Origin of the sequence: Streptomyces sp. NBC_01622 (assembly GCF_045209635.1) — a bacterium.
GTDB lineage: Bacteria > Actinomycetota > Actinomycetes > Streptomycetales > Streptomycetaceae > Streptomyces.
Window position 1 is genome coordinate 10,388,455 of sequence record NZ_CP109293.1, and the last position, 24,379, is coordinate 10,412,833.

Below are 24,379 nucleotides of genomic sequence, written 5' to 3' on the forward strand. Positions count from 1 at the left end.
AGGACATCGGCCGGTGCCGGGGCGGGGGTCACAGGGCCGTGCGGGCGAGCGGGAGGGCGCCGAGCGTGAAGGCATCGGGCTGCTGGAAGAACAGGCGCCGCAGGTCGACCTGGGCGGTGACGGCGGCGGTCTCGATCTGCGCGCACGCGGCATCCAGCAGGGCGTCGGTCTCGGCGGACACGGTGAGCAGTCCGGTCAGCGCCACGTCGGCGTGCCCGGCGATCAACTGCCGTTCCCGTGTCTTGACGTCGGCGTATTCGACGGAGTCGGCCTCGGAGTCGACCTGCCCGCGCCGCGAGCGCTCGCTGGCGTCGGCGATGATCGCCGACTTCGTGCGCTGCACGTCGCGCATCGCGGAATCGAGCCCCTGCGGCACATATATAAGGGAGAGGGTGCGGCGGACTCCGGCGGTGAACATCAGGCCGTGCAGGAAGCCGGCGCTTGTTTCGGTGCGGGGCCAGTCCTCGACCCAGTAGGTGGCGTGCCGGGCGGAGTCGGTGGCGAGCCGGTCGTACTCCTCGACTTGGACCACGGGCCCGGCCGCCGCCAGGTCGGCCTCGGCCCGGCCGGAGGGGGACCACTGCTGCAGCGCGGACAGCGCACCCGGGTCGTAGGCGGTGCGGATGACGGCGGTGATCTCCCGCGCGGTCAGCCAGCCGGTGACCGTCAGTCCGGCGCTGCGTGCGGCCTGGGCGATGGCGGACGTGGTCTGTTCCATCACGGTGAAGGCGCCGGGCAGTCCGCCGCCGGCCTGGCTGATGAGCCGCCGGGCGGCCTTGAGATCCAGGGAGATCGCCAGATATGCCTCGTGCGGGGCGGCGGCCGGTCCTGCGGAGGCGACCAGTTCGCTGTAGATCTGTCCGGCGACCGGGGTGTCGTGGCGGCCCTGCTGGGTCCAGTGGCGGGTGAGGGTGTCGCCGCTGTCGGGGACGGTGCGCTCCAGGACCTGGACGGTGGCGACGTGTCCGGTGCGGGCGATGCCCGCGAGAGCCCGCCCCCACCCGGCGACGTTGTGGTTCTGGCTCGCCGGGTCGAGGAGGGCGAAGGCGCGTGAGGAGACACGGGCGACGGCGGTCAGAGTCTGGCTGTGCGGGTCGTGTACGGCGGCAGCACCGTTGGCGGAGTCGCCGGGCGTGACCACCTTCAACGAGGCGGCGGTGCCGGGCAGGTGAAGGATGCCGTCCTGGCGGGGCCGGGTGACGGGTCGGGCCAGCCACAGGGTCTGCCCGGTGTGCCGCCGCCGCGCGAAGCGCAGGACAACCGGCGCCCAGTCGATCAGCGAACGGCCGTGCCGGCGGACGGCGACCAGAGCGGCGACCGTGGCCCACAGCGGCGTCAGGGCGATGGCGCCGACCAGCCCGGTGGATACCACCGTGACCAGTAGCAGTGCCAACGCGCCCGACACGGCGACGAGTTGGGGCAGGGAGAGGCCGAGCAGGATGCCTCGCCTGGACCGGTGGGGGAATTTGACGGTGAGCGGGGTGACGGTGAGATCAGGCAAGGGCCGTTCCGAAGATGCGCGGGGCGGTGGCCGGGTCGGCACGCGGCGCAGAACGCGCGGCGCGTGCCGACCCGGCGGCGGGCAAGGTCACAGGCCAGTGGGCGGGGGCGGCGGCGCCCCGGTGCCGCTGGAGGTACTGGCCGAGTCCGGCGGGGGCGGGGCTCCCTGCGGCGGTGGCGTTGAGGCGGTGGCACCAGGCTGCGACATGAAACCGCTGCCGCCGCTGGAAGGCGATCCGGAACCGCCACCCGGTCCGGGTGCACCGCCGGGCTGACCATTGGTGTCGTCACGGGGGCTGGTCGGCGGAAGCTGGACGGCCTTGTCCAGGCCGCTCTTGATCCCCTCGCCTCCGGACGACGCCGTGTTCGAGGTGCTGCCTTCCTTGCCGGCGTCCGGTGTGGGGTTGGCGGCGATGTCGCCGGGGAAACCGCCCGACAGTGAGTCCGGCCCCTGCGGGGCGGCACTCGCTCCGGCCGCGGCACCGCCGGTGGCGACCGCGGCGGCGGCCTTGCGTCCAGCGCGCTCGGCGTGCTGACGGGCCATCTGCGCACCGGCTCCGCCGGAGCGGTGCAGGCTCTCGCCGTCGGTGCCTTCGGAGGCGGCCCAGTGCACGAACTTGAACGTGGCGTACGGGCACAGCAGCACCAGCGCCATGATGACGATGCCGGCCATGACGTCGGCGAGGGCAGCGACACCGTCCTTGGCCTCGGTCTTGCCCATCGCCGCGATCCCCAGGACGAAGATCACGGTCATCAGCAGCTTGCTGACCACCAGGGTGGCGGTGGCTTCGATCCAGCCCCGGCGCCAGCGCCGTGCGGCCTCCCAGCCGCCACCGGCTCCGGCGAAGACGGCCAAGGTCACCAGGACGAGGATGCCGACCTTGCGGACCATCATCACGCCCCAGTAGAGGAACGCGCCGATCGCGGCGCCGACGCCGACGAAGACCGTGACCATCCACCCCAGGCCGGACAGGGAGGCGATCTGCCCCACCTTGACGATCCGCCGTACCGCTGTGGCCACGTTGAGGTTGGAGGCCTGGAAGAGTCCGTCGGAGAGGGCGTCGACCACTTCGATGGCGACGGTGGTGAACGCGATCGCCGTGAAGGCGAAGAGCACGCCGGTGGCGGTGCCGGTGAATGCCTGGGCGAGCGCCTGGCCGTCGCGGCGGATCGCGGCGCGGACGAGCTGGGCGCAGAACGTGGCGACGAGGACGACCAGACCGATCGGCAGGATCATCTCGTAGTTGTCGCGGAACCACCCGGCATTCAAATCGACCTTGGTGGTGGTGTTGACTGCCTCGGCGGCTAGGTCAGCTGCGGCGGCGGCGAGTTCGCCCGCGCTCTTGGCCATCCAGTTGCCGATGGCGGCGCCCGGGTCGGAGGCGAAATCCACGGCGTCACCCACCGCGCAGAGTTTGTCCGCGAGGGGAAGGTCGCAGAAACCCAAAGGGGAGCCCCCTCCTTTCTCAGGTAGGCGTGGAGAGTGTCAGGGCACGACGGTCGGGGCGATGGAGACCAGCGAGCAGTTCGCGTTGGGGCGGCACTGCACGGCGAGGGTGATGGAGCGGTCCTCGGCGCCGGCTCCGCCGTTCTTCCAGGCGATCTGCTGTGTGCCGGTGACGGTGACGGCGTAGATGTACGCCTCGGTGATCGCCGACGGATCGTCCGCCAGCGCCGCCTTGAACGCGGAGGGGTAGTGGGCCTCCGCGACGGTGGCGGTGGCGTACTGGTCCTGCTCGGCCATCCGCGACCACAGCACCGGATCCGGTACCTGGGCGGCGATCGAGGACCAGTCGGCGTACTTCGTCTCCGAGGTCAGCCACGCCTTCATCCCGGCGAGCTGCTGATCGTGGCTGGTGGTGCGGGTGTCGTACGACCACAGCACGGTGGCGGCGGCCTTGGCGAAGGCGACAGGGTCCGCCAGCGGCGGAGGCTTCGCCACTGAACCGGCCCCGGCCGACGCCGACGGGCCGGCGGACGTGGAAGCGCTGCTGCTCGGCTGGGAGGCCGGAGCGCCGGTCCGGCTGTCGCCGGCTGGAGTGCGACCGGTGAGCAGGGCGACGGCGGCAGCCAGGGCCAGCAAGACGGCGAGGCCGGTCGTGACAGCTGTGATGCGCCGCCGGGTCGACCAGCCGAGGCTGTAGCCGTTCAGTGCGGGGAATCGTTTCGGCATCAGTGGACCTGCGACCCCAGGGCGGAGAAGAACGCCACGATCCCGTTGGCGGCGCCGAGGCCGAGGGCGGCGCCCGCCGCGACGACTGCGCCCTTTTTCCCGTTGGCCTCAGCCTGGTGGCCGCCGGTGTGGTGGCCCCACGCCCACACGCCGAGGGAGACGGCGAGCGCGCCGACCACGGCGACAATCGAGAACAAATTGACCGAGTTGACGACGTTCTTCAACACGGCCAGGCCGGGCAGGCCACCGCCCGCGGGCGTGATGCCGGGGTCGTAGGCCAGGTACTGCACGGTTTCGAGCAGATGCAAAGAAGCTCCTTGGGCGCGCCGAAGCCCGGCGCGCGGGAATCACAAAAGAAGGGGAGGGGCGAGGCAACTGCCGTGAGACGGAGGGCCGGCCGCCGTGCGAGGAACGGCCGGCCCGGCGAGCGCCCGCAAAGGGGGGCGCGTTCGGTGCGGCTCTGGCGCCGACGGGCGAAAGCGGCCCGGGGTGTCCCGGACAGGGCCGATGCGCGGGGCTGCCGTACCCCGACCCGAGGGTCAGATGACGCGGCGCGCGGCCAGGATGGTCCAGTCCGCCAGGGGTGTGATCCGGACTGGTTTTCCCGTTCTGGGGGCCTCGATCGCAAGACCGTCGCCGATGTACATGCCGACGTGTTCGGGGCGGGCGGCGCTGCCGCGGGCGAAGATCAAGTCGCCCGGCTCAAGTGCCTTGGGGGAGACGGCCTTACCGTCGTTGATCTGCGTGTACGTGGTGCGGGTGAGGGTGATGCCGGCGTGCTTGTACGCCTGCTGGACGAGCGAGGAGCAGTCGCAGCGGCCCATCGGGTCGGTGCCGTGCGGCGCGGTGCAGGAGCCGCCCCACTGGTACATCGTGCCGAGCTGCTTCAGCGCCCAGACGATGGCCTTGCGCGCCGTCGGATCGGCGTCCGTGGGGATCGAGTAGCCCTTGGGCACCGATCCTTCCGGGATGGTGCCGTACCCGGAGCCGTCCTCCGTCGCCGCGCAGGACGTGGTGCTGGAGGCGGTGTCCGTCTCACTGGTGTCCTGGCCGACATCGGGGAACGTCGCGGCGATCGCCTTCTGGAGGGCGGTCGCCAGCGGTTCCCACTGGGCGTAGGCGTCGGGGTAGCCGGAGCGCTGCACCCTCTGCGCGGCCTGGGCGACGGTCAGCTGCTGCCAGCCGTCCACCGCGAGCAGGTGCTTGTAGAACTGCTCGCTCGCGTAGACGGGATCGCGGATCTCCGCGGGGGTGCCCCAGCCCTGGCTGGGGCGTTGCTGGAAGAGCCCGAGGCTGTCGCGGTCACCGGAGCTGAGGTTGCGCAGCCGCGATTCCTGCATCGCGGTGGCGAGCGCGATGATCTGGCCCTTCTTCGGCACGTGGAGGCTGATCCCGGTGGCCACGATCGTGCGGGCGTTGGGGATCTGTTCCTCGGGCAGCGTCAGGCCCTCGACGTGGACGTTCTTGGCGCCCGCACCATTGAGGATCTTGGTTACCTGCTTGACGACCGTGTCGGTGTCGACGTCGCCCGCGCAGGCGAGGGAGGAGGCGACGGTCTGGGCGGCCTGGCTGCTGGTGGCCATCGCCATGGCCGTGCCGGCGAGGAGGAGAGGGGAGAGGACGATGACGCCGATGCCGGCGGCCACGCCCTTCAACCGGGGGAGCCTCCGGGCAGGCGGTTACCGGCCGGAGGCCGGTGTGCGGGCAGGGGCGGGCAGCGCGATGTCATGGCGAGGTCCTTGGTGAAGTCCCGGCGGCGCGTGCGGTGTTGAGGAAAGGGCGCGACGGCCGGGTGGTGGGTAAAGCGGGGCCCGGGTGCACGTGCGCGAGTTGCCGCTCGCACCGGCACGGGGGTGTCGGGTCAGGTGTGCCAGGACATGGGATACCTCCACGAAGGCAAGGGCGGGGAATACGCCATCGGCTGTGTCGGCCGGGCAGTTCCAAAACAGTAAGGGCGGATCCCCGGTTGCCGAAATCGTTGGTGATCAAGGCTTGTTTTCGGGGTTCTCGGCGGCGATAGCGCTCAACCGGGGATCGTGCCCTACAGTTTTGTCTCCTCCCCTCGCCTCTCCCGATGCGCGTACCTGCGGTGCCTTCTTGCCCGCATTCGGTCCCGCGGGTTATCCGGGAGGGCTGGAGGTTCTCTCCGTCATCTCACCCGACCCGAACTGGGGTATCTCTTTGCCTTTTTCCCTGCATCAGGGCGACGCTCTCGGCGTCCTCGCCCAACTGCCGGACGACTGCGTCGATGCCGTCATCACCGACCCGCCGTACAACAGCGGCGGGCGGACGGCCAAGGAGCGCACCTCCCGCAGCGCGAAGCAGAAGTACACCTCCGCCGACGCCGGGCACGAGCTGCCGGACTTCACCGGTGAGAACATGGACCAGCGCTCCTACGGCTTCTGGCTGACCCAGGTCATGACCGAGGCGCACCGGCTCACGAAGGTCGGAGGCGCGGCGCTGCTGTTCACCGACTGGCGGCAGTTGCCGATCACCACGGATGCCATCCAGGCCGCCGGTTGGCTCTGGAGGGGTGTGCTTGCCTGGCACAAACCGCAGGCCCGCCCCCAGAAGGGGCGCTTCAAGCAGTCATGCGAGTTCATCGTCTGGGCGTCCAACGGGCCGATCGACGCCACCCGCAATCCCGTCTACCTGCCTGGCCTGTATAGCGCCTCGCAGCCGTCGGGCAAGAGCCGGCAGCACATCACGCAGAAGCCGGTCTCCGTCATGCGGGAACTGGTGCAGATCTCCCCGCCGGGAGGGACGGTGCTCGACTTCACCTGCGGCTCGGGCTCGACGGGAGTCGCGGCCCTGCTGGAGGGACGCGACTTCATCGGCGTCGAGAAGACCAAGCACTACTCGAAGATCGCCAATGAGCGGCTATTGCAGACGATGCAACAGACCCTGTCTCAGGATGACTTGACCCTCACTTCCTGATCCGGTTGTGCCGTGCGGATCGGCTTGTGGTGCGTGGCCCGCCACGCCCTGCCGGTGCCGCGCTTCGCGTTATAGCAGCCAAGTCCCGGTTACCGAAACCGGGGATTCTCCGGATGGTTTGAGTCGCAATGCACGCCCGTCGGCTGCGGCTCAAGGAGGCCCCTTTTCGTGCCTGAATCCATAAACCCCTCGCAGGACGGGGGGACGGAACCGGTCCGGCTGCCGGACTCCGACCTGGAGAGCGTTTCGGCGAGCGTCCGCAAACTGCTGGAGCAGTCTGCGGAGCAGGCCCTCCAGCTCGACAACCTCGCCTCCGCACCGTTGCCCCCGGACATGCCGTTCGGCGCCTACGGCATGCCGGGGTTCGCGGGCCTGCCGCCGCAGGCGGCTCCACCGGAACCCCGCCCGATCCTGGAGCTGGAGGGCGAGGAGTACGAAGACGAGCTCGACGCGTTGTCCGACTGGGTGGACGATTACCTGATCCGGGTCTACGGGGCAGAGGTCACCACCGCCGCCCCGTGGTGCGAGCAGTGGCAGGAACACGCCGACGTCGTCGCCTGGCTCCACGCCCTGTGGCTGGCCTACCAACAGCACAAGGATCCCGAGGCCGGACTGTCCGGTTTGTTCATGTGGCACCGGGATTTCCTCACCCACGCCATGGCCACAGTCCGGGCGGCCGGCGGTCCGCTGTCGGCGTGCATGACCGATCCGGACCGGCCCGCTCATCGCCTACTGCCCGGCCCGCCGCCCTCCAGGCGGACGACCGCCGCCCCTGAGGAGTCCGCAGAGTCCGAGGAGAACGGCGCGCCTGGTCCGGGGGCCGGATGAGCGGCCATGACCGGCCGGCCTTCGGTCTCTCCTTCGACCCGCGCGCCCTGAGTGACCTTCTCCAGGCCCCGGGCGACATCCGCGACCTGGCGCTCGCCCAGCTTCAGGACGTCGTCAACGCCCGTCTGTTCGGCGCCAAACTCACCCGCCATCTCGCCGGCTGCCGCAAGGTCTACGTCGATCACCGCAACGCGTGGCGCATCGTCTATGCCCAGCGGCCGGCGCCCGCCACCTCCGCGTACACCACCGAGATCCACGTCGTGGCCGTCCGCCCGCGGGAGGCGTACGACGTGTACGACACCGCCCGCGCCCGCCTCGGCATCGCCCGGCGGCCCCTGGGCGAGCGTACCCACGCGGCGCGTACCCGCTCGCCGCAACTGGGCGTACGCCAGCCCGTCCCCAAGCCCGGACCGCCTCCCTACGCGATGCCCGGCCTTCCCCGACCCGCACTGTCACCGACCCTGAAGGGCCCCGTTCGTTGACGCAGTTCCCCAGCCTGATCGACCAGGTCGCCGCCGCCGTACTGGCGCCGGCCGAGGTCACCGAGAACCCGCACCACCGCGCCATCGTCGATGTGATCGTCGAGATCCAGGACCTCGACGGGCAGCTCGCCGCCCTGGCCGGCGCCGGACGTCCGGCCGGCGTCACCGCGACCGAGCAGCTCGATGCGCTCACCGACCTGCTGGTCGAACGCATGGCGGCCGGAGCCGAGTTGAGCGCGCTGCTGTCCACCTCCTGCTGCTGCGCGGCGGCATACGAGCCCGAACCGTCCAGCGAGTACGAGCCGGTGGACGACGAGGAACCCGACGGTGAACCGGATCCCGATCCCGAATTCGATCCCGACGCGGAGGGCTTCGACGACTTCGAGGATCCGCAGGGTCCCGACGCCCCAGACGGCTTTGGCGACCTCGATGTCTTCGACGATGTCGATGACCTTCACGAGGACACGTGCGCAGAGTTCCTGAGCTGTCCGAGTCGTCCGTGGACGATCGTCCATGCCTGCCTCGACATCTTCGACGCCTTGGGCGCAGCGCAGTACGTCAGCACGGCTGAACTGGTCGCGCGCCTGCGTGAGGTGCCCGGTGAGGCGGAGGGGCGCTGGCGCTATGCCGACCTCACCCCGGTCCGCCTCGCCCTGCTCCTGCGCCCCTACGGAGTCCGCTCCCGCAAGCCGCGCAACGTCGACGGCAGCCGCTACCTGGCCTACCGGCGCGACGACCTGCAAGCCGCCCGCCCGGACTGCTCCTGCTGACCCACCCCGTCCTCGCACATACCGTCGAGGTGACGGCGGCGGACGGGGACCTGGTCGACGCGTTCCACGCGCAGTGTCGCGAGCAGAGCCTGCTGCTCCGCTGGGGCCGTACCCGCCTCACGCCCCGTGACCTGGCACGGCTGCTCGCCCAGGCGCAGTGCTGGATCGGACTCGACGCCAACGAGCGGCCCCTGGCCCTCGTCTGCGTCGGGTCCGTCAGCCGTCAGCCGGGCGTCGTCGACCTCGGACTGCAAGTCGCCGACGACCACCACCGCCGCGGCATCGGAACAGCGATGGCCCGGCAGGCGGCCCGGATCGCCCGCACGCATGGGGCACACACCCTCACCGCGTTCACGCACGCGTCCAACAGGCCGATGCTCCGGCTCCTGGAACATCTGGGACCCACCCGGCGCACCCGCGACGGCCCCTATGCCGAGGTCTGCGTCGCACTGGACGCGTACGACCCAGCCACTTTCCCGCCTCCCCGAAGCGTCCCAACATGACCCCACCTCCCGTGGTCTCGTACGACCGCCGCCCGCGCACCGTGCTCGACCACCGGATCGAGACGGCCACAGGGTGCAGCATCGAGACGCTGTGCCGCCACCGCGACGACGCTCTCCTCGACGCCCCGCACACAGCCTTGGCAGACGCCCACCGCGACCTCGTCCGGGCCGAGTGGGACGTCACCTTCCACCGCGCCCGTCTCGCCCACTTGGCCTCCGGTGAATTCCCCGTCGATCAGGCTCTGTTCGCGCGGATCGAGCGCACCGTCGACCAGCTCGCGCACGCCATCGACGCGCGCGACACCCAACTGGTCAAGGCTGCCGCCGCGCTGGAGCCGATCGAAGCCACCGCTCGGCCGCGTGCGCCACGGCACGTGCCGGCGAAGGACTTCGCGGCCCTGCTCGCCATCGCCCAGGGCGCCAAGCTCCACGAGAACCTGATCACCCACCGGCTCGCCGTGGCGACCCCCTCACGCACCCGCATCTCCTACGCCCACCTGCAGCACCTGGAGGCGAGCGGCCTCGTGGACCGTGACACCTCCCGCCCGCTCCGTGCCGGTCAGCCCGTCACCCTCACCGACGCTGGCCGGGCCGTCCTTGCTGCTCCGCGTCCCGCAGGCCCGCCCGGTACCACGCTGCCGCTCCGGCCGGCGGCCTCTCCGGCTCCCGCTCACCTACGTCGCTGAGTGGCTCAACACGCCCTGCCCACGGCGCCGTTGGCGTCATCGACCCGAAAGCACCGATGCCCACCCGCACACCCGATTTCCGCCTCGACGGCTACCAGGCCGTCAACGATCTCGTTGACGAACAGTTCTGGCAGCACATCGGCATCGCCGAGGACCAGCTCACCGTCCTGGCCGAGCACCACACCAGCGACAGCGGGCACAGTTTCTACCTCCTCCACAACGGTGCCGTCACCTGGGGCATCCCGGGCGAGCCTCAGCTCGTCGCCCTCCACCTCCAACGCGGCACCAGCGCGCGGACCTTCCGCTTCGACCACGCCGCATTCGCCCTGCCCGCGATGGCCCAGTCCTGGCTGATCGCCCGGGGCTGCCCCGAGGAGCAGATCCTCCTCGCTGACGGCATGGGAAGCGAACCTGCAGACCCGGCCACGCGAGCCCTGGAGCAGCGACTGCGCAGGGACGGCGACCATTTCGCTCTGCTGACCAGCTACACGCACGACACCGGGCCGATGGAGATCACCGTGCTGCTGCGCGCCCTCGATGAGAAGGCTCCGGTGCCGTTCCGGATCCTTCTCGAAGAGGTCGACACGACGGCGTGGACACACACCCTGCGCGAGGGCGGCTTCACCACCTTTGAGGCCGCCACCCAGTGGTGGGAGGCGCACTGGAGCGGTGAGGCGATCCCGCTGCCGCCCGCATCCCCGGCAGCCCGCCACACCACCGCTGCGGGCCTTCCTGCTCCGCCCGCGCGCCCCGCTCCACCGCGCCGTCCGGGCCGCTGAATTCGCGGCTCGCCGGCTCTGCTCTGCCCCTCCTTCATGGTGAAATACCGGCGGCCTTCGGCGAGGCGGCGCGGAATGTAGCACGCAATCCCCGGTTACCGAAACCGGGGATTCTCCGGAGTCTTGTTCTCGGCCCGCACGGCATCAGCCCGGGTCCGTTTCCGCATTCCCGTCTCCGGTTTCTTTGAGGTCAACTTCCCATGCGCACCACCCGCATAGGCGTCTGTGCCGCCGTTCTCGGCGCGCTCGCTCTCCCGCTCGTCTCGGTCCCCACTGCCAGTGCTGCCACCACCGTCAGCAGCTGCGCGGCCAAGCCGCTCCCGTACACGGTGCACACCAAGGCGGTGACGATCCGCTCCAGGGCGTCCGCTAAGGCGACGGCGCTCGGCGTGCTCTACCGCAGCCACACGTTCACCGTCCACAAGAGCAGCGGGAACTGGCACTACATCACGGACAAGACCACCGGCGTAAAGGGCTGGGTGTCCGGAACATACGTCTACCGCGACGTCGCCATGTGCCTGGACTAGCAGACCCGCCCGCAATTCCCTTGTCCGGCAACCGAGTCCACAGACTTTCCCGCAGCAGGCCGGATAGGTAGTGCAGATTTCCGCGCCCCGAAAACGCGAATGAAAGGAGCCTTGCTGTGCCCGAGTTCAGCGAGGACGTGATGGGCGTCGTCACTGAGCGGATCGAGGCCCGCTTCCAGATGACTCTCGCCGATCTACGCCGGGCAGTCCAGGCAGCACCCCAGGCCAACTCCGATGCCACCAGCGTCGTGCACTGGTACGGCCTGCTCGCCGAATCCCAGGATGCGCTCGACACCGCGGAGGACGCGCTCGTCGAGACGCTCGGCACCCAGCCGGGCGAACTCGACGACACCGCGATGGAGTTGGCGTATCAGGTCAACGCGGCGGTCGCCGCACGCGACGGGCGCGTGATGGTCGTGGACTACCTCCTCGACCCCCTCGCCCCGGGCAAGCGCGGACCGGACGCCTGGCGTAGTGCGGACCCTGCCGCGCGCCGAGCTCCGGCGCTGCCCACCTCCGCGCCCGTAGTGCCCGGCACGCGGAGTGTCCCGGCGCGAGGGGCGGCGCGATGAGCGTCACCGACAAGTCCACCAGTCGCGACACCGCGCTGGAGGTGGCATTCGGCGCGTCCGTCGCCGAACTGTATGCCCAGGCAGCGCACTTTGAGGCCGGTGCCGCACTGCACCGCGCGCTGGAGCTGCGCAGCTACCTCGCCATCGCCGAGGAACAGGTCGTCCGGGTACGGGACCGCGTCCGCGCCGGCATGTCCGCCGACCGCGACCTGGGCGAGCTGTCCGCCGATGACCTCCGCATGGACGCCCAGTGGCTGGAGGCGGCTCTGGCCGGCCGCAACGGCTACGTCGCCGCCCTCGACGACCTCCTGCGGACCATGCCCGCGCCCGGCCAACGCCCCACACGTCCGGTGCAGTTCGCCCAGCCGAAGATCACCGCCACTGCTCCGCCCGCTCCCACTGCCGGGGCGGTGCCAACCCGCCGCCCCTGAAAGCCTGCCGATTGCCCCAGCCCGATGCGGCTCACGCCGTCTCCGAGATGATCGCCCAGCGCATCGAGGCGCTGTACGGGCAGCCGCTCGCCGAACTCGAAGTCCTCGCCGACAGCACTCCCGACGCCACCCTGCTCGCCGCACTCACCGGCAGCCACAGCGACCTAGTCCTCGCCGAACGCACCATCGCCTTCCAACTGGAGAGGCTGCGCGAACTCACAACCCCTGAACGGGAGATCGGCCGCTTTGCCGCCGGCCACATTCTCGACTGCGCCCGCCGCATCGCCGAGTCCGTCGCCGTCCGAGACGCCTGCGCCAGACACACCGGCGCAGTCCTGGCAGGACTACGCCGCGCACCGGCCCCGGATCCCCAGCCGTCCGCGCCACCCGCACCTGCCGCCCCGGCAACCGCCACGTCCCGCACCCGCTGAACTGCCCTGTACTGCTTGAGGAGCATCGTCCTTGGCCACCGCTCAGCCTCCCACCACCCCGAACGACCTCGCTCGTGTCACCAAGACCCTGGATCTGCTCGCCCCGCGCTGGAGCGTGTGGGTGCTGATGACTCTCTCCTCCCAGCCGCTGCGCTACGCCGAGATCAAGCCCCGGCTGCCGTGGCTCGCCGACGGCCAACTCCACCCCCGGCTGCGCCATCTCACAGGCGCCGGCGTGGTCGAACGCACCGAGTACGCCCCGCGCCACGTCACCTACGGCCTCACCGGCCGCGGCGCCGAGCTGCTGCCCGTCCTGGCCCAGATCGCCTCCTGGGGCGACACCCACCTGGAGAAGCAGTTCGTCACCAGCAAGGCCACCGGCGCACTGGAGCCCGAGCGGATCCCCCCGGCCCAGAACATCGACGACACGCTCGCCCTGATCGCCCCGCGGCACGCCACCCCGATCCTGATGACCCTGCAGGCCAGAGGCCGTGCAAGCGCCAAGAGCCTGGCGGCCGAGGCCATGCCCGGCTACGGACTGACCGCCGTCTACAAGCCCCTGGACCGACTGGTCGCCGACGGCCTCATCACGGCTACCGGCAGCGGCGACTTCCAGTTGTCCGCCAGCGGCCGGGCACTCGCCCCCGTCTTCCAGTCCATCACCGCGTGGGCCGTCCTCCCGCCCGCCGGGGCCGACCCGCTTCGCCACCGAGGGACTGCCCCGTCCCGGACCCGCTCCGGCCCGTGGGCGACCACCCCGACGCGCCTTCCGGCGCCGGCAGTTCCCTCTGCACCGTCTGCCAGCCGCGCCCTGGCCGCCACGCCGCCCGGCGGCCCGGCGTGGAAGCTCGGCGACCTCTTCTCCCACCAGATACCCGCCCGCCCCATCACCCCGGCAGGAGGGCCGCGCCGATGACCGCCTCCTCGCCCACCAGCCTTCCGCGCGAGAGCCGCGCGATCCGAACCCTGTCTCTGCCGGGCCTGATACGCCTGGTCACCGAGATCGACGACAACGGCCCCATCAGCCGCCACCGCGGCAGCCTGCAGGGCGCCCTCGGTGACCTCCCCATCGGACAACTGCGCCACGCCATCGACACCGCCCGCGACCTCGGCCTCATCCACGCCTGCGGACACGCCACCGCCTGCTACCAGCTCACCACGAGCGGCCAGGACCTGGCCGAGCTGTACGACACCGCCGCACGCTGGGCCCGAAGCCGCCAACTCCCCAGCCCGACCAGTGACTTCGTCGCGCGCGTCCAGTACGCCCTTCAGCTACAGGACGGCGGCCCGGTGCAGTCCTGCGCAGCGACCGAACCGTCGGCTCCGCGCGCGGCGCTGTCCGAGTGGCTCAGGGCGCACCCCCGTGTCCTGCACCAGGACGTCGCCCGCTCTTCCCACGCGGCGCAGGAACCGGGGCGCGCTGCGTGAGATCCCGTGTCGGGCCCCGGCATGCCCGCCGGCCGGTCCCCACTGTGCTGCGCTGTATCTACCTGCCGCGCAGCACGGACGCCGCGGCGTCCGCCATGGCCACCTACGGCATCCCGCTGCTGGTGCTGGCCACCACCGACTCCGCCGCCCTGACCGGCCTTGCCTTCGCGCTGGAATGGGTTCCGCGACTGGGCGCGTTCGCCTTCGCCGGGGCGTTGGTCGACCGCCACGGCACCACCGCCGTGCTCCGCCTGGCCTCCGTAGGCCGGGCCCTGGTCGTCCTGGCCGCCTCGTTCATCTTGCCGACGCAGGCAGCGGGATACTGCACGACGGTCACAGTCATGCTGCTCGCCGCGTCCACCGGGATCCTCACCGAATGCTCCTACCTCGCGGCCGAGACCGCGGGCGGGATCGTCGGCCGCGAGGCCGGTGAGCGTGCCCACCGCATTCAGTCCGTGCTACTCGGCATCGACCAGGTCGCCACCCTGGGCGGCCCCGCGCTCGCCGGGCTGCTCCTGCAGCGGGCCGACGCCGCCGGAATGCTGTACGCGATCGCCGCCTGCTCGCTGCTCACCAGCCTCCTGGCCCCGCGCCAGCGCCACCAGAGCAAGTCCGCCGTGCCGCAGCCGGCCCTTACGGGGCTGCACACCGGCTGGTCGACCCTCCGCGCGCTACCGGCTCTCGGCTGGCTGGTGACCGGACTGACCATCTCCAACCTGACCGTCGGTCTGCTGCAGGCCGGCACCCCAGTGATCGTCGTCAAGCAGCTCGGACACTCCCCGGCCGACGTCGGTCTTATCTGGTCGGCAGCCGCCGCCACCTCTCTCCTCGCAATTGTCCTGTGCCGCCGGGCGATTGATCGCTTCGGCCTGTGGCCCATCGGCGCCGTGTCCGCCACGATCGCCGCCTTGGCGTGTATGGCCGTCTCCTTCACCGATACCTACGGCACCTATCTCGCCCTGATCGCCGTCCTCATGGCCGGCGAGGGCGGCCTGACCGTCGTGCTGCGCACCCTGCGCTCCCGTCTCATCCCCGCCCCGGTGTTCGGCGCCACCCTGTCGCTGACCATCCTGCTGCTCCTGCTGCCCTTCCCCCTCGCCGGTGTCCTCGTCGCCGCCGTGCCGCCCGCCCAGCTCGGCCACGTGATCACCCTCTGCGCCGCACTGCAGGCCCTGGGCCTCTTCGCCGCCTTCGCCCGGCTGCGCACCGCTCCCGCCTTGCGCACCTCTTTCGCCTGACCTCCCGAAACACCCCACGGAGACCGCCGCCATGCCCACCTCCCGCACCCTTGCCGGCCCCTACGCCCTGCCAGTAGCCCGACCTTCGTTTCGAGCGGGCTCGCGCCCGACGCTGACCGACCGCTTCCTGGCCTTCGACGCCCAGCACCCCTACGTCTACCGCGCGCTGGAGCGTCTGACGGCCGACAGGCTTGCCGCCGGCGGCACCCGGGTCGGGCTGAAGGCGCTGTTCGAGGACCTGCGCTGGCAGCTGCCAGCGGGCGTGCGCGGACTGAACAACTCCTTCGCCTCCCTGTACGCCCGCAGGTTGATCGAGGACCACCCCCAGTGGGCGTCCGCCTTCGAACTGCGCCGACGCCGCACCCCCTGATCCAGACGCCCTTCCTCAACTCTCCCTTCCCCCACACCGTTTGGAGCCTTGTTGTCCTCTCGCCCTGTCGTCCTGGTCGTGGCCGCAGCCGACATGGAGGCCCAGGCGTATCGCGGCACCTGCCTTCAGAACGTCGCCGCCCACTACGACGTCGTCATGATCTCCGGCGCCGAGCCGACCTGGGAGAAGGAGTTCCTCCTCGACTACGAGGTCGCCGACCCCGCCGACCAGACGGCGCTGACCGCGGCCGGGCGCTCGCTCGCCGAGCGGCATGAGCTGGCCGGCGTGATGACGTGGACCGAGTGGTACCTCGTCCCCGTCGCCCGGCTGGCCCGCCTGCTCGGCCTGCCCACCACTGCTCCGGAGGCTCTCCAGGGCTGCCGCAACAAGCACACCAGCCGCGGCCTGTTCGCCCGCCACGGGGTGCCCTCCGCCGCCTCAGTCAGCGTGCGCACCGAGCCCGAGGCACACGCTGCCGCCCGCCGCATAGGCTTCCCCGTCGTCCTCAAACCCGCCGCGCACGCCGCGAGCATGGGCGTCATCCGCGTCGACACCGCCGACCAGCTGCCCGTGGCGTACGCCTTCGCCGCCAAGACCGCCGGCCGCGGAGTTGAAAGCACCCAGGTCCTGGTCGAGGAATACCTCGACGGCCCGGAAGTGAGCGTCGAGAGCGTCACCCACCAGGGGCAGACCACCGTCGTCGCCGTCACCCGCAAGACCGTCGGAATGCCGCCCCACTTCGAAGAGCTGGCGCACGCGGTCGACGCGAACGACCCACTCCTCGCCACCGTTGCCCCGGCCGCCGTCGCGGCCATCAACGCCCTAGGAGTCACCGACGGCGTCAGCCACATCGAGATCCGCGTGGTCGACGGCCGCCCCCGCCTCATCGAGGTCAACGCCCGGATCGCCGGCGACATGATCAGTCACCTCGTCCACCTGGCCACCGGCGTCGACCTCGCCCGTGCGGCGGCCGACATCGCCTGCGGACGTACCCCCGACCTGACGCCCACCCGCCGGCAGGCCGCGGCGATCCGCTTCATCTACCCCGCCTACTCCGGCACCCTCACCGCCCGCCGGGTTACGGAACCCACCAGGGGAGTGGAACGCGTGCGCTTCCAGCGGCAGGCCGGTGACCCGCTCGTGCTGCCCCAGGACGGCGGCCACCTGTTCACCGCCCGCATCGGCTACCTGATCACCACCGGGCCGACCGCCACCGTCGCCCAGGTCCGCGCCCAGGAGGCGTACCGCAACCTCGACATCCAGGTGGTTCCGGTCGTGCAGGAGACCCCGGCCACGCGGGAGAACGACGCGTGAACCAGGCCGCGGCGCCCGAACTGGCGCGCAGCCGCCGCCTGCTGACCGGGTACTTCGCCGGACTGGGCGTGGTGATGGCCGTCTGGGGCGCGCGCATACCCGCCGTCCAGAACACCGCCGGGGTGAGCACCGCCGGGCTCGCCCTGATCCTGCTGGCCGCCGCCTTCGGCATGGTCGCCGGACTCCAGACCGGCGGACGCCTCGCCCACCCGGCCCGCCTGCCCACATTGCTGACCGGCGGTGCCCTCGCGCTCGCCGCCTGCCTCTGCACACTCGGGGTCTGCCACAGCCTGCACACCCTCCTTGGGGCGGCGTTCGCCTTCGGCGCCGCACATGGCGTCCTCGACGTCGCCGTCAACGCCGCCGCAGTCCGCTGCCAGGCCGCCCACGGCCGCCCGATCATGGGCCGGTTGCATGCGAGCTACAGCCTCGGCGCCCTCACCGGCGCCGCGCTGGCCGCAGTAACCGCCCACATCCCGCACCCCGTCCTGTTCGCCGGCGTCGCAGCCACCGCCACCGTCACGGCAGGGACAACGACACGGCTCACCCGCACTCTCGCCAGCCCCGGACTCGAACCCGTACACAACCGCGTGGTACCGGGCTTGGACCAGGGCGCGGCTCTGCCGCGGCCCCGGCTGTGGCTGCTGGGCGCGCTCGCGGCAGCAACGCTGCTGGGCGAGGGGGCCGCCGCCGACTGGGCCGCCGTCCACCTGCACGACCTCGGCGCGACAACCGCGACCAGCGCCGCCGCGTACGGCTTCTACAGCGCCGCCATGGCCGCCGGTCGCCTCGTAGGAGATCGCCTCACCGCCCGGTTCGGCGCTCCCGCCGTCGTCCGCACCGGGGCTGCCCTGGCCTCGCTCGGCCTCGCCACCGGCCTCGTCGGCTCCACCGTCAGCTTCGCCCTGCTCGGGTGGGCGACCTTCGGCCTGGGGTTGTCCGTCACCATCCCCAGCCTGATTACCGCCGCAGGCATCGGCGGCCCGCGTGCGGTCGCTACCGTCGCGGTCACCGGCTACGTCGGCCTGCTCGCCGGACCCGCCCTCATCGGCGCCCTCGCCACCGTCACCGCACTGCCGCACGCCCTGCTGCTGCCCGCCCTCCTCGCCGCAGCTGTCGCCGCCCTCGTCCCCAAAGCCCTGGAGAAACCCGCCCCTTGACCCACACTTCTGTCGCCCCGAACGGCTTGGACGCCCTGATCCTCGACTACAACGGCGTCCCGGGCTTGCAACCCACCACCGCCATGTGGATGCGTCTCGCCGACCTTGCCGAGTGGCCCGGCCGGCACCTGCCCTCGTTCCTGGACGCCTTCTGGGCTCCCCGGAACGCTTACGACGCGGGGGAGTTGAGCGATCTCGCCTACTGGGCGAAGGTGCTCGGCCACCACCCGGGCGCGCGGTGGCTGCGCACGCTGCGGGCCGCTGATACCGCCATGTGGACCCGCACCGACCCGCGCGTCCTCGACATCCTGTACCGAGCCCGGGCTGCGGAACTGTCCATGGTGCTGCTCTCCAACGCGCCGGCCCACCTCAGCAATGTCTTGGACGCCACGGTGTGGCGGCGCGAGCTGATGGCCGACGCCCTGTACTCCGCCCGCCTGGGCCTGTGCAAGCCCGATCCGGCCGCATACGAACACGCCCTGGCGGCCACCGGCATGGCCGACCCGGCACGCGTACTGTTCGTCGACGACCGCGAGGACAACTGCCGGGCCGCCGCCGAGCTGGGCCTGCGCACCCTGCACTACACCGGCCAACCCGCAGACCTGGAACAGCAGTTGCTGCCCGCCCTCGCGGACCGCACCGGTTCCTGACCGCGCATCACGCCGCTCACCACAGCCCCGACCCCTGGACTTTTGTGCCCGACACCGAAGAGATCGACGGCGACATCTACGTTTCCCCCCGCTACCTCGCTGGCAGTACCTGGACCGGAGACCCTGCCATGGAGCCCTTCCTCGCGCTCGGCTTCGACCTCCGTCACGACGACCTCGGCAACGTCTATGTCACTGCTCCCGACCACCGCATCCGCCTCGGCTATCTGCCCGAGGGAGACGACGACGGACTGTGGCGGATCAATGCCTACCGCGACCGATTCGGCCCGCCCGCCTGGGGCGTGAGCTTCAACGACATGGCGCCCACGGAGTTCGTCACCGCCTTCACCACCACCCTCGCTCAGGCGTACACCGCCGGCCCCGACACCTACCTCGCCGAGCCCGATCTCAAGGACCCCGAACTCGGCGCCTTCGACGCCGTCGTCCCGCTGATCAAGAACGGCTGGCAGTTCCAGCAACCGCGCTGGGGCGTGATCGCACTACAGCCTTCGGACGGGATGGCCACGTGCGAATACACCACCAACCGGCTTGACCCCGAGAAGGAACTCACCACCCTTGAGGCCCGATGGCACCTTTGGGGTGGTCCGAAGAGCGGCTACGCCCGCTGGTACGCCACTGCCACTACCAACACCCCCATCGCCTTGGTGAAGGCCATCACCCAGAGCGTCTCCGACCCGGCCCCCTGCCGCGCTCGAAGAACTCGTTGCTCCCGCGGCTGCGCGAGACGGCGAGGCTCACCCCCGTCGCACCGTTTGCGCCCCCGGTTCCGACCCCACTCGACGTCCAGAACGCCGCCGCCCACCGCCCACCTGCGCTCGGCACCCGCAGCGTCCCGCGCTGGAGCACCACCAGCCTTCCTGTCTCCACCGCCGCCCCACGTACCCCCGCACGTCGCTGATCCGCGCCGCCCACCACCAGCAACTCCCGTCCAACGAAAGGACCTTGTGCCGCTCAGCCCGCTGGACGATCTCGACGACCACGACGTGGTCGAGGTCCTGCCCCGCCACCTCGCCGGCCCCGGTGTTCACGACCTCGCCGACGTGTGGCCCTTCTCCTTCGGCCAGGACTGGACCCTGACCCACGCCTCAGACGGGCCAGCCATTGCCGTCAGCCCCGGCATGCGCCTGCTCGCCGGACACTTCCCCTCCGAGACCCACCCACGCAGCGGAGAGTGGCTGGTCGCCGCGCACAAAGACCCCTTCCGGCCGGCCACCTGGACGGCCACGCTCCAGTACCTCCGCAGCCCGGACGGCCACGGCGTGCTGCAACACGCCTACGTGCACAAGAACTTGGCCGCACCTGTCTGGTCCGCGTGGGGCGGGTCACCGGACTACCTGCTGTGGAAGGCCACGTTCTCCTCCGCCGTGCCCGCTTCTCTGGTCGCGGCGTTCGCCTCCTCCTTGAGCTCACCCGTGCCTCTCGCGCGGGCGGTGTGGAACATTCCGGCCGACACTCGTCTCCATCTCACCCTCCTTGCCGCCTTGGCCGCTACCGCCGCGCACCGGGTCGCCCCGGCACAGAGCCGAGCGTCAGCACGCACTTCGCCGACCTTGTCGTCCGAACCCGCCTCGGCGACCGGGGTCCCGGGCACCGCGCCCGCGCCGTGCGCCCCTCCCGCCCCGTCGGTTGGCCGACTCAGGTAGCCACCCCGCAGAACCGTCCGCTGCCGAGGAGCACCATCACCGTTGTCCCTTCATGCCCAGCACTTCTTCACTGACCTGCTTGCCCTGCCCGTGCACGAACGGCGGGTGATCGGCGACGCCTGTTACGCGGTCCTCTCGCCCGACTCGCCGCTGCGTCTCCGAATCGAGTTCGCCCAGACGATCCGACACCGCGAGTACGGCGGACTACGCCTGAGCATCCTCCACCCCGACCGCGGCGCCCTCGACCACGCGTACCTGTCCTTCGCCGACCACGGCACGTTCGCCGTACGAGATGCCCGCCTCGGCAGACAGCCCGGACACGACGGCTACGGCGTCGTACGCGACTGGCACGATGACGACAGTTCACCTTGGACCGGCGCCGCCGTCAGAGCCCTGAGCCATGCCGTCCAGGACTACCTCAAGGTCTGGACGCCCGAACCATCCCCGACCAGCAGTGCCGACAGTGGACAACGACGGCCGACCCGTGTCGATACGGATCCCGAACCGGCCCGGGGATGCTGGCTCACCGACGCCGACTTCCTCACCCGCCTCCACCAGGCCACGCTGCTCTGGCTGGACATCGTCAACGACGTCCTCGACGACGACTTTCACCTCCCTGAGGCACTGACCGAAAGCCGCGAACACGCCGCCCAACTGCTCAACATTCCACCGGCGTTCGGCCTCCTGATCGAAGCCGAGGCAGCCGCCCGGATCGTGCACGCCGCTGGCCTACCGGCGGGTGCCCTGCGCGGTACCTCCATCGCGCAGGGACTGTCGCACATTGCGACGTTGCCCATCGAGGACCAGCACCACCTCGTCCGGGCCGCCATCCGCAGCAACGCGATCGACCCCCCTGTACACCTTCCCGGGCAATCACGCCCGGCCCCGCCGCCCCACCCGTCACCGGCCCGCACCCGTTGACCGGCCTTACCCAGCCTGCACCGACGGGCAGCCCTACCCGCGCCCACTCCCGGAAAGTTCCTTCTTGCCTACCCGTTTCCACCGCTGCCTGCCCGCCGTGGCCGTCACTTTCGCCACGGTGGCTTTGGCCCCGGCCGCCTCCGCGCAGACCCCCGAGCCGACCCCGTCCATCACTCCCCTGAGCGCGGCCGGGAATGGCGGCGTCACCATCCTGAAGAAGGACCCGGGCGGCGATGTTCTCGCCGGCGCCACGTTCACCCTGCTCGACTCCACCGGTCAAAAGATCGCCACAGGAAACACCGACGCCGACGGCCGGCTGGCCTTCCAGGATCTTGTCCCCGGTGTTTATCGGCTCAAGGAAGTCTCCAGCGGTAGCCCGCTGCACGACGTTGTCGACGACCAGGACGTCATCGTCACCCCCAGTGCCGACACCCCGCTAACGATCATCGACCCGTTCAAGCCCGCCTCGGTTCTGCTGAAGGCCAAGGGCGACAAGACCGGCAAGCTGCTGGCCGGATCCACGGTCAACATCGGCAGCGACGACAAGACCATCCTGACGCTGACGACCGGCTCCGACGGAACGGCCAGCGGCAACCTGCCCATCAACTCCCGCACCGGCAGCGACTTCTGGGTCAAGCAGATCAAGGCGCCCGCCGGCTACGAGATCCACAAGCCCTCGAAGGCATTCAGGGTCAAGCCGGGCGAACCGGTGACCGTGACCGTCACCAACGCCAAGAAGACCAGCGGCACGACTCCCGAACCCCCCTCCTCCGAGAAGCCGTCTGACGAGCCGACCACCGATACATCCACACCAGACTCCTCGGCCCCGGAGCAGGGCGACAGCCCCGCCTCGTCGTCCACCGCGCCGTCTGATGGCCCGGTCGCCGATTCGACCGCGCCAAGCAGCACGGCACCCGCCCCCAGGGGCTCCCTCGCCCACACCGGCGCCGACGCCACCCCTTGGCTGCTCGGCGGCGCCGGTGTCCTCCTCGCCGCTGGCGGTGGAGCTGTCTTCGCAGCACGGCGCCGCCGTACCGAGCACGACAGCGACAGCGCCCAGGACTGACACAGCCCTCCAGGCCGTTGCACCAGCCCCCGAACTCCCTCAGTCACGGACTTCGGGGGCTTTCGTCTGCCCGGTAGACGGATGAACCAGATGGCCGCTCGCCCAGCCCACCGCTGGTACCGGCGATAGACTCACAGCGGTTGCGGGGTCCCGGAACTCAGTGGCAGCTACCCGTACCCCTTGCCCAACTCCAGTACAGGAACAAGGACTTCGGCCGCACAGCACTCATGGCACGCTGAAGCGCCCGGCCCCATCAGCGCATCCAGCGCCTCCAGCGTGCCCAGCTCCTTGCCTCCGCCCGTCGCATCGGGGCAGACAGCATCGTGCACGACCGTCCCTCCGCGACGTCGCGGATCAGGCCGCACGACCCACCCTGACGGCTTCGGAGGCCGCAGGGGCTCAGGACGCCGACGCGTCGGCACGACCGACAAGTCCACACCCTCGATCGGCTTGAGTTGCTTGTCTGTGACCCACACCGAGTACTCGGCAGGCTCCACGCCCTCCTCCGTCGTGATCCAGGCGGGTACGCCGATCCGATACCGCCACGGATGCCCTCGCTTCGCACGAAGCCGCTCGTAAAGCCGCACTTCCACGGTCTGTCCGTCAGGCAGAGCCAGCAAGATCCTGGCCGGAGTCCCGTTCACCGACCGCCGGTCACCGGACGTTCCCTCCATCTACCGCACCCCGGACTCCAGCTCGCGTGCCCGCATGAGCAGAGCCGCCCGCTGGCCCGAGCCCGCCATGCGCCAGTACGGGTGACAACCCACCCGTACCGACAACTCCAGCAGGCGCCGCCGCAGCGCAGTCGTCCTGCCTCGGCAGGAGGGATCAGAAAGCGCTCGATATGTGCGGTCCCACTCGCACTGTGCGGCGATCAGGTCCTCGGGGAATGCAGGGCATCGCATACAGCTATTGCATCACGTGTTCGATTTAATGCGCATCCGTGCAGGTCGACCATTGGGACGTCCAGATGTGGCAGCGGCCTCCAGTTTGTGGTGGCCGTCGCGGAGGAAGTGGGTCGGCCCCAGTGTGCGGAGGGGGCATCGCCCAAGCCGAGGGGGGCTGGCACACGTCCAGCGTATAGATCGCCACTGCTGTGGGGGCCGTTCCCCGTCCCACAAGCGCGACGGACTCCTCGACACGCTCCCTCTCGTTCAGTGGCACTACCCGCAGTACGCCCTCACTCAGCAGTCGTAGCTCTTGAGCGTCTTCGAGGCACCGGTGGCCGACTTCAGGTAGTCGTTCTCCGACTTCAGGCTCTCGTTCTCCGCCGTCGACTCCGCCAACTGCACGACCAGTCCGGCAGCCATGGACAGGAGCCCGTCGTGCTTCGTCTGGAGCTCCTCGTGCTCTTCCTGAAGCCCCTTGTACTTCCAGGCGAGGACCCCAATGGTGGTGGCGGCTAGAACGCTGGCGCCGGCCTTAAGCACGACCCTGGCTTTGCCGAACTTACCTCCGGCTGGCCCGGCACTGTCCTTGCCGATGCAAATGTGGCCCGTCTGGTGCGAGTGCTGTTGAGCCTCGCCGAGATGGTCGCTCTGATACGAGCACGATCCGCATTGGTAATGGGTCATCAGTCGTTCCTCTCCCCCAGGGAGATGAGCTTGCCACAGGTCACATGCCTCCCGTGATCACTTGGTCATCCTCCGTACGCCCACCGACGCTGAGGGAAGAACGCGCACCTACCGCGCCAGTGACCAGGGCCTTCTTCCCCACCTGCTTGTGATCGCCGCACTGACGAAGAAGGAGCCGAACTCGTTCTTCCTGCCGGGCGTCGATGTGTGGTTCAGCGACCAGACGCACAGCGAGGCCGATGTCTTCGGCCTCTACGGGGGCGGCTGCTGTCCGGCGAGGTCAAGACGTCCGCGTCCCAGTCCACCAACGAACAGCTCACCCACGACATCGCCCTGAGCACCCGTTTGGGCATCGACGTCCGCCTCCTCGCTGTGGTC

Annotated in this window: 28 protein-coding genes; 21 read left to right on the top strand and 7 right to left on the bottom strand. The window is 70.5% G+C overall.

Features of this window, described 5'->3' with window-relative positions:
- Positions 1–28 precede the first annotated feature (28 nt).
- From OH768_RS47925 to OH768_RS47945, 5 genes are all read right to left on the bottom strand, one after another.
- Positions 29–1,501 carry an SCO6880 family protein gene (locus OH768_RS47925; RefSeq protein ID WP_406463358.1) on the bottom strand — a complete coding sequence of 491 codons (1,473 nt, stop codon included), beginning with the start codon at positions 1,499–1,501 and terminating at the stop codon, positions 29–31.
- 87 nt (positions 1,502–1,588) lie between these two features.
- Complete coding sequence (locus OH768_RS47930) at positions 1,589–2,947, bottom strand: ATP-binding protein (RefSeq protein ID WP_406463359.1); 1,359 nt, start codon at positions 2,945–2,947, stop codon at positions 1,589–1,591.
- A gap of 39 nt (positions 2,948–2,986) precedes the next feature.
- The gene (locus OH768_RS47935) at positions 2,987–3,673 is read right to left on the bottom strand and encodes a hypothetical protein (protein ID WP_406463360.1); all 687 of its coding nucleotides are present in this window, start codon (positions 3,671–3,673) and stop codon (positions 2,987–2,989) included.
- Positions 3,673–3,981: a DUF6112 family protein gene (locus OH768_RS47940; protein WP_406463362.1), complete on the bottom strand. Its 309-nt coding sequence runs from the start codon at positions 3,979–3,981 to the stop codon at positions 3,673–3,675. The genes OH768_RS47935 and OH768_RS47940 overlap by 1 nt, the downstream gene beginning before the upstream one ends.
- 231 nt (positions 3,982–4,212) lie before the next feature.
- On the bottom strand, positions 4,213–5,328 hold the full coding sequence (locus OH768_RS47945) for a C40 family peptidase (protein WP_406463363.1): 1,116 nt from the start codon (positions 5,326–5,328) through the stop codon (positions 4,213–4,215).
- A 526-nt stretch (positions 5,329–5,854) separates the two neighbouring features.
- Between OH768_RS47945 and OH768_RS47950 the strand changes: the two genes are divergently transcribed.
- From OH768_RS47950 to OH768_RS48050, 21 genes are all read left to right on the top strand, one after another.
- Positions 5,855–6,610: a DNA-methyltransferase gene (locus OH768_RS47950; RefSeq protein ID WP_406465734.1), complete on the top strand. Its 756-nt coding sequence runs from the start codon at positions 5,855–5,857 to the stop codon at positions 6,608–6,610.
- A gap of 168 nt (positions 6,611–6,778) precedes the next feature.
- On the top strand, positions 6,779–7,438 hold the full coding sequence (locus OH768_RS47955; RefSeq protein ID WP_406463365.1) for a DUF4913 domain-containing protein: 660 nt from the start codon (positions 6,779–6,781) through the stop codon (positions 7,436–7,438).
- Positions 7,435–7,920 carry a hypothetical protein gene (locus OH768_RS47960; RefSeq protein ID WP_406463366.1) on the top strand — a complete coding sequence of 162 codons (486 nt, stop codon included), beginning with the start codon at positions 7,435–7,437 and terminating at the stop codon, positions 7,918–7,920. The genes OH768_RS47955 and OH768_RS47960 overlap by 4 nt, the downstream gene beginning before the upstream one ends.
- Positions 7,917–8,690, top strand: a complete 774-nt coding sequence (locus OH768_RS47965; RefSeq protein WP_406463368.1) for a DUF3631 domain-containing protein — start codon at positions 7,917–7,919, stop codon at positions 8,688–8,690. The genes OH768_RS47960 and OH768_RS47965 overlap by 4 nt, the downstream gene beginning before the upstream one ends.
- A 29-nt stretch (positions 8,691–8,719) precedes the next feature.
- Entirely contained in the window at positions 8,720–9,193 is a 474-nt protein-coding gene (locus OH768_RS47970) for a GNAT family N-acetyltransferase (protein WP_406463370.1), read from the top strand.
- On the top strand, positions 9,190–9,879 hold the full coding sequence (locus OH768_RS47975; protein WP_406463372.1) for a hypothetical protein: 690 nt from the start codon (positions 9,190–9,192) through the stop codon (positions 9,877–9,879). Before OH768_RS47970 ends, OH768_RS47975 begins: the two co-directional genes overlap by 4 nt.
- A 56-nt stretch (positions 9,880–9,935) precedes the next feature.
- A complete protein-coding gene (locus OH768_RS47980) occupies positions 9,936–10,658 on the top strand; it encodes a hypothetical protein (protein WP_406463373.1) in 723 nt (240 codons plus the stop codon).
- Between the two features lie 200 nt (positions 10,659–10,858).
- Positions 10,859–11,185 (top strand): SH3 domain-containing protein, encoded by a 327-nt coding sequence (locus OH768_RS47985; RefSeq protein WP_406463375.1) that lies wholly within the window; start codon positions 10,859–10,861, stop codon positions 11,183–11,185.
- 116 nt (positions 11,186–11,301) lie between these two features.
- Positions 11,302–11,757 (top strand): hypothetical protein, encoded by a 456-nt coding sequence (locus OH768_RS47990; RefSeq protein ID WP_406463376.1) that lies wholly within the window; start codon positions 11,302–11,304, stop codon positions 11,755–11,757.
- Positions 11,754–12,188, top strand: coding sequence for a hypothetical protein (locus tag OH768_RS47995; RefSeq protein WP_406463378.1), 435 nt, complete (start codon positions 11,754–11,756; stop codon positions 12,186–12,188). Before OH768_RS47990 ends, OH768_RS47995 begins: the two co-directional genes overlap by 4 nt.
- Before the next feature lie 47 nt (positions 12,189–12,235).
- Positions 12,236–12,619 carry a hypothetical protein gene (locus OH768_RS48000; RefSeq protein ID WP_406463380.1) on the top strand — a complete coding sequence of 128 codons (384 nt, stop codon included), beginning with the start codon at positions 12,236–12,238 and terminating at the stop codon, positions 12,617–12,619.
- A gap of 31 nt (positions 12,620–12,650) precedes the next feature.
- Positions 12,651–13,535 carry a winged helix-turn-helix transcriptional regulator gene (locus OH768_RS48005; protein WP_406463382.1) on the top strand — a complete coding sequence of 295 codons (885 nt, stop codon included), beginning with the start codon at positions 12,651–12,653 and terminating at the stop codon, positions 13,533–13,535.
- Complete coding sequence (locus tag OH768_RS48010; RefSeq protein WP_406463383.1) at positions 13,532–14,047, top strand: hypothetical protein; 516 nt, start codon at positions 13,532–13,534, stop codon at positions 14,045–14,047. The genes OH768_RS48005 and OH768_RS48010 overlap by 4 nt, the downstream gene beginning before the upstream one ends.
- A complete protein-coding gene (locus OH768_RS48015; protein ID WP_406463384.1) occupies positions 14,044–15,285 on the top strand; it encodes an MFS transporter in 1,242 nt (413 codons plus the stop codon). Before OH768_RS48010 ends, OH768_RS48015 begins: the two co-directional genes overlap by 4 nt.
- Positions 15,286–15,316: 31 nt before the next feature.
- A complete protein-coding gene (locus OH768_RS48020; RefSeq protein ID WP_406463385.1) occupies positions 15,317–15,655 on the top strand; it encodes a hypothetical protein in 339 nt (112 codons plus the stop codon).
- A 93-nt stretch (positions 15,656–15,748) separates the two neighbouring features.
- A complete protein-coding gene (locus OH768_RS48025) occupies positions 15,749–16,969 on the top strand; it encodes an ATP-grasp domain-containing protein (RefSeq protein WP_406465735.1) in 1,221 nt (406 codons plus the stop codon).
- Positions 16,966–18,129 carry an MFS transporter gene (locus OH768_RS48030; protein WP_406463386.1) on the top strand — a complete coding sequence of 388 codons (1,164 nt, stop codon included), beginning with the start codon at positions 16,966–16,968 and terminating at the stop codon, positions 18,127–18,129. The genes OH768_RS48025 and OH768_RS48030 overlap by 4 nt, the downstream gene beginning before the upstream one ends.
- The gene (locus OH768_RS48035; protein WP_406463387.1) at positions 18,126–18,779 is read left to right on the top strand and encodes an HAD-IA family hydrolase; all 654 of its coding nucleotides are present in this window, start codon (positions 18,126–18,128) and stop codon (positions 18,777–18,779) included. The genes OH768_RS48030 and OH768_RS48035 overlap by 4 nt, the downstream gene beginning before the upstream one ends.
- 44 nt (positions 18,780–18,823) lie before the next feature.
- Positions 18,824–20,440, top strand: a complete 1,617-nt coding sequence (locus tag OH768_RS48040) for a DUF317 domain-containing protein (RefSeq protein ID WP_406463388.1) — start codon at positions 18,824–18,826, stop codon at positions 20,438–20,440.
- Positions 20,441–20,482: 42 nt separating this feature from the next.
- Positions 20,483–21,361 (top strand): hypothetical protein, encoded by an 879-nt coding sequence (locus tag OH768_RS48045; RefSeq protein ID WP_406463389.1) that lies wholly within the window; start codon positions 20,483–20,485, stop codon positions 21,359–21,361.
- 64 nt (positions 21,362–21,425) lie between these two features.
- Positions 21,426–22,427 (top strand): SpaA isopeptide-forming pilin-related protein, encoded by a 1,002-nt coding sequence (locus OH768_RS48050; protein WP_406463390.1) that lies wholly within the window; start codon positions 21,426–21,428, stop codon positions 22,425–22,427.
- 167 nt (positions 22,428–22,594) lie between these two features.
- Here OH768_RS48050 and OH768_RS48055 read toward each other — a convergent pair whose 3' ends face one another.
- Entirely contained in the window at positions 22,595–23,101 is a 507-nt protein-coding gene (locus OH768_RS48055; protein WP_406463391.1) for a DUF6233 domain-containing protein, read from the bottom strand.
- A gap of 510 nt (positions 23,102–23,611) precedes the next feature.
- The gene (locus OH768_RS48060) at positions 23,612–23,857 is read right to left on the bottom strand and encodes a hypothetical protein (protein ID WP_406463393.1); all 246 of its coding nucleotides are present in this window, start codon (positions 23,855–23,857) and stop codon (positions 23,612–23,614) included.
- Positions 23,858–24,379 lie beyond the last annotated feature (522 nt).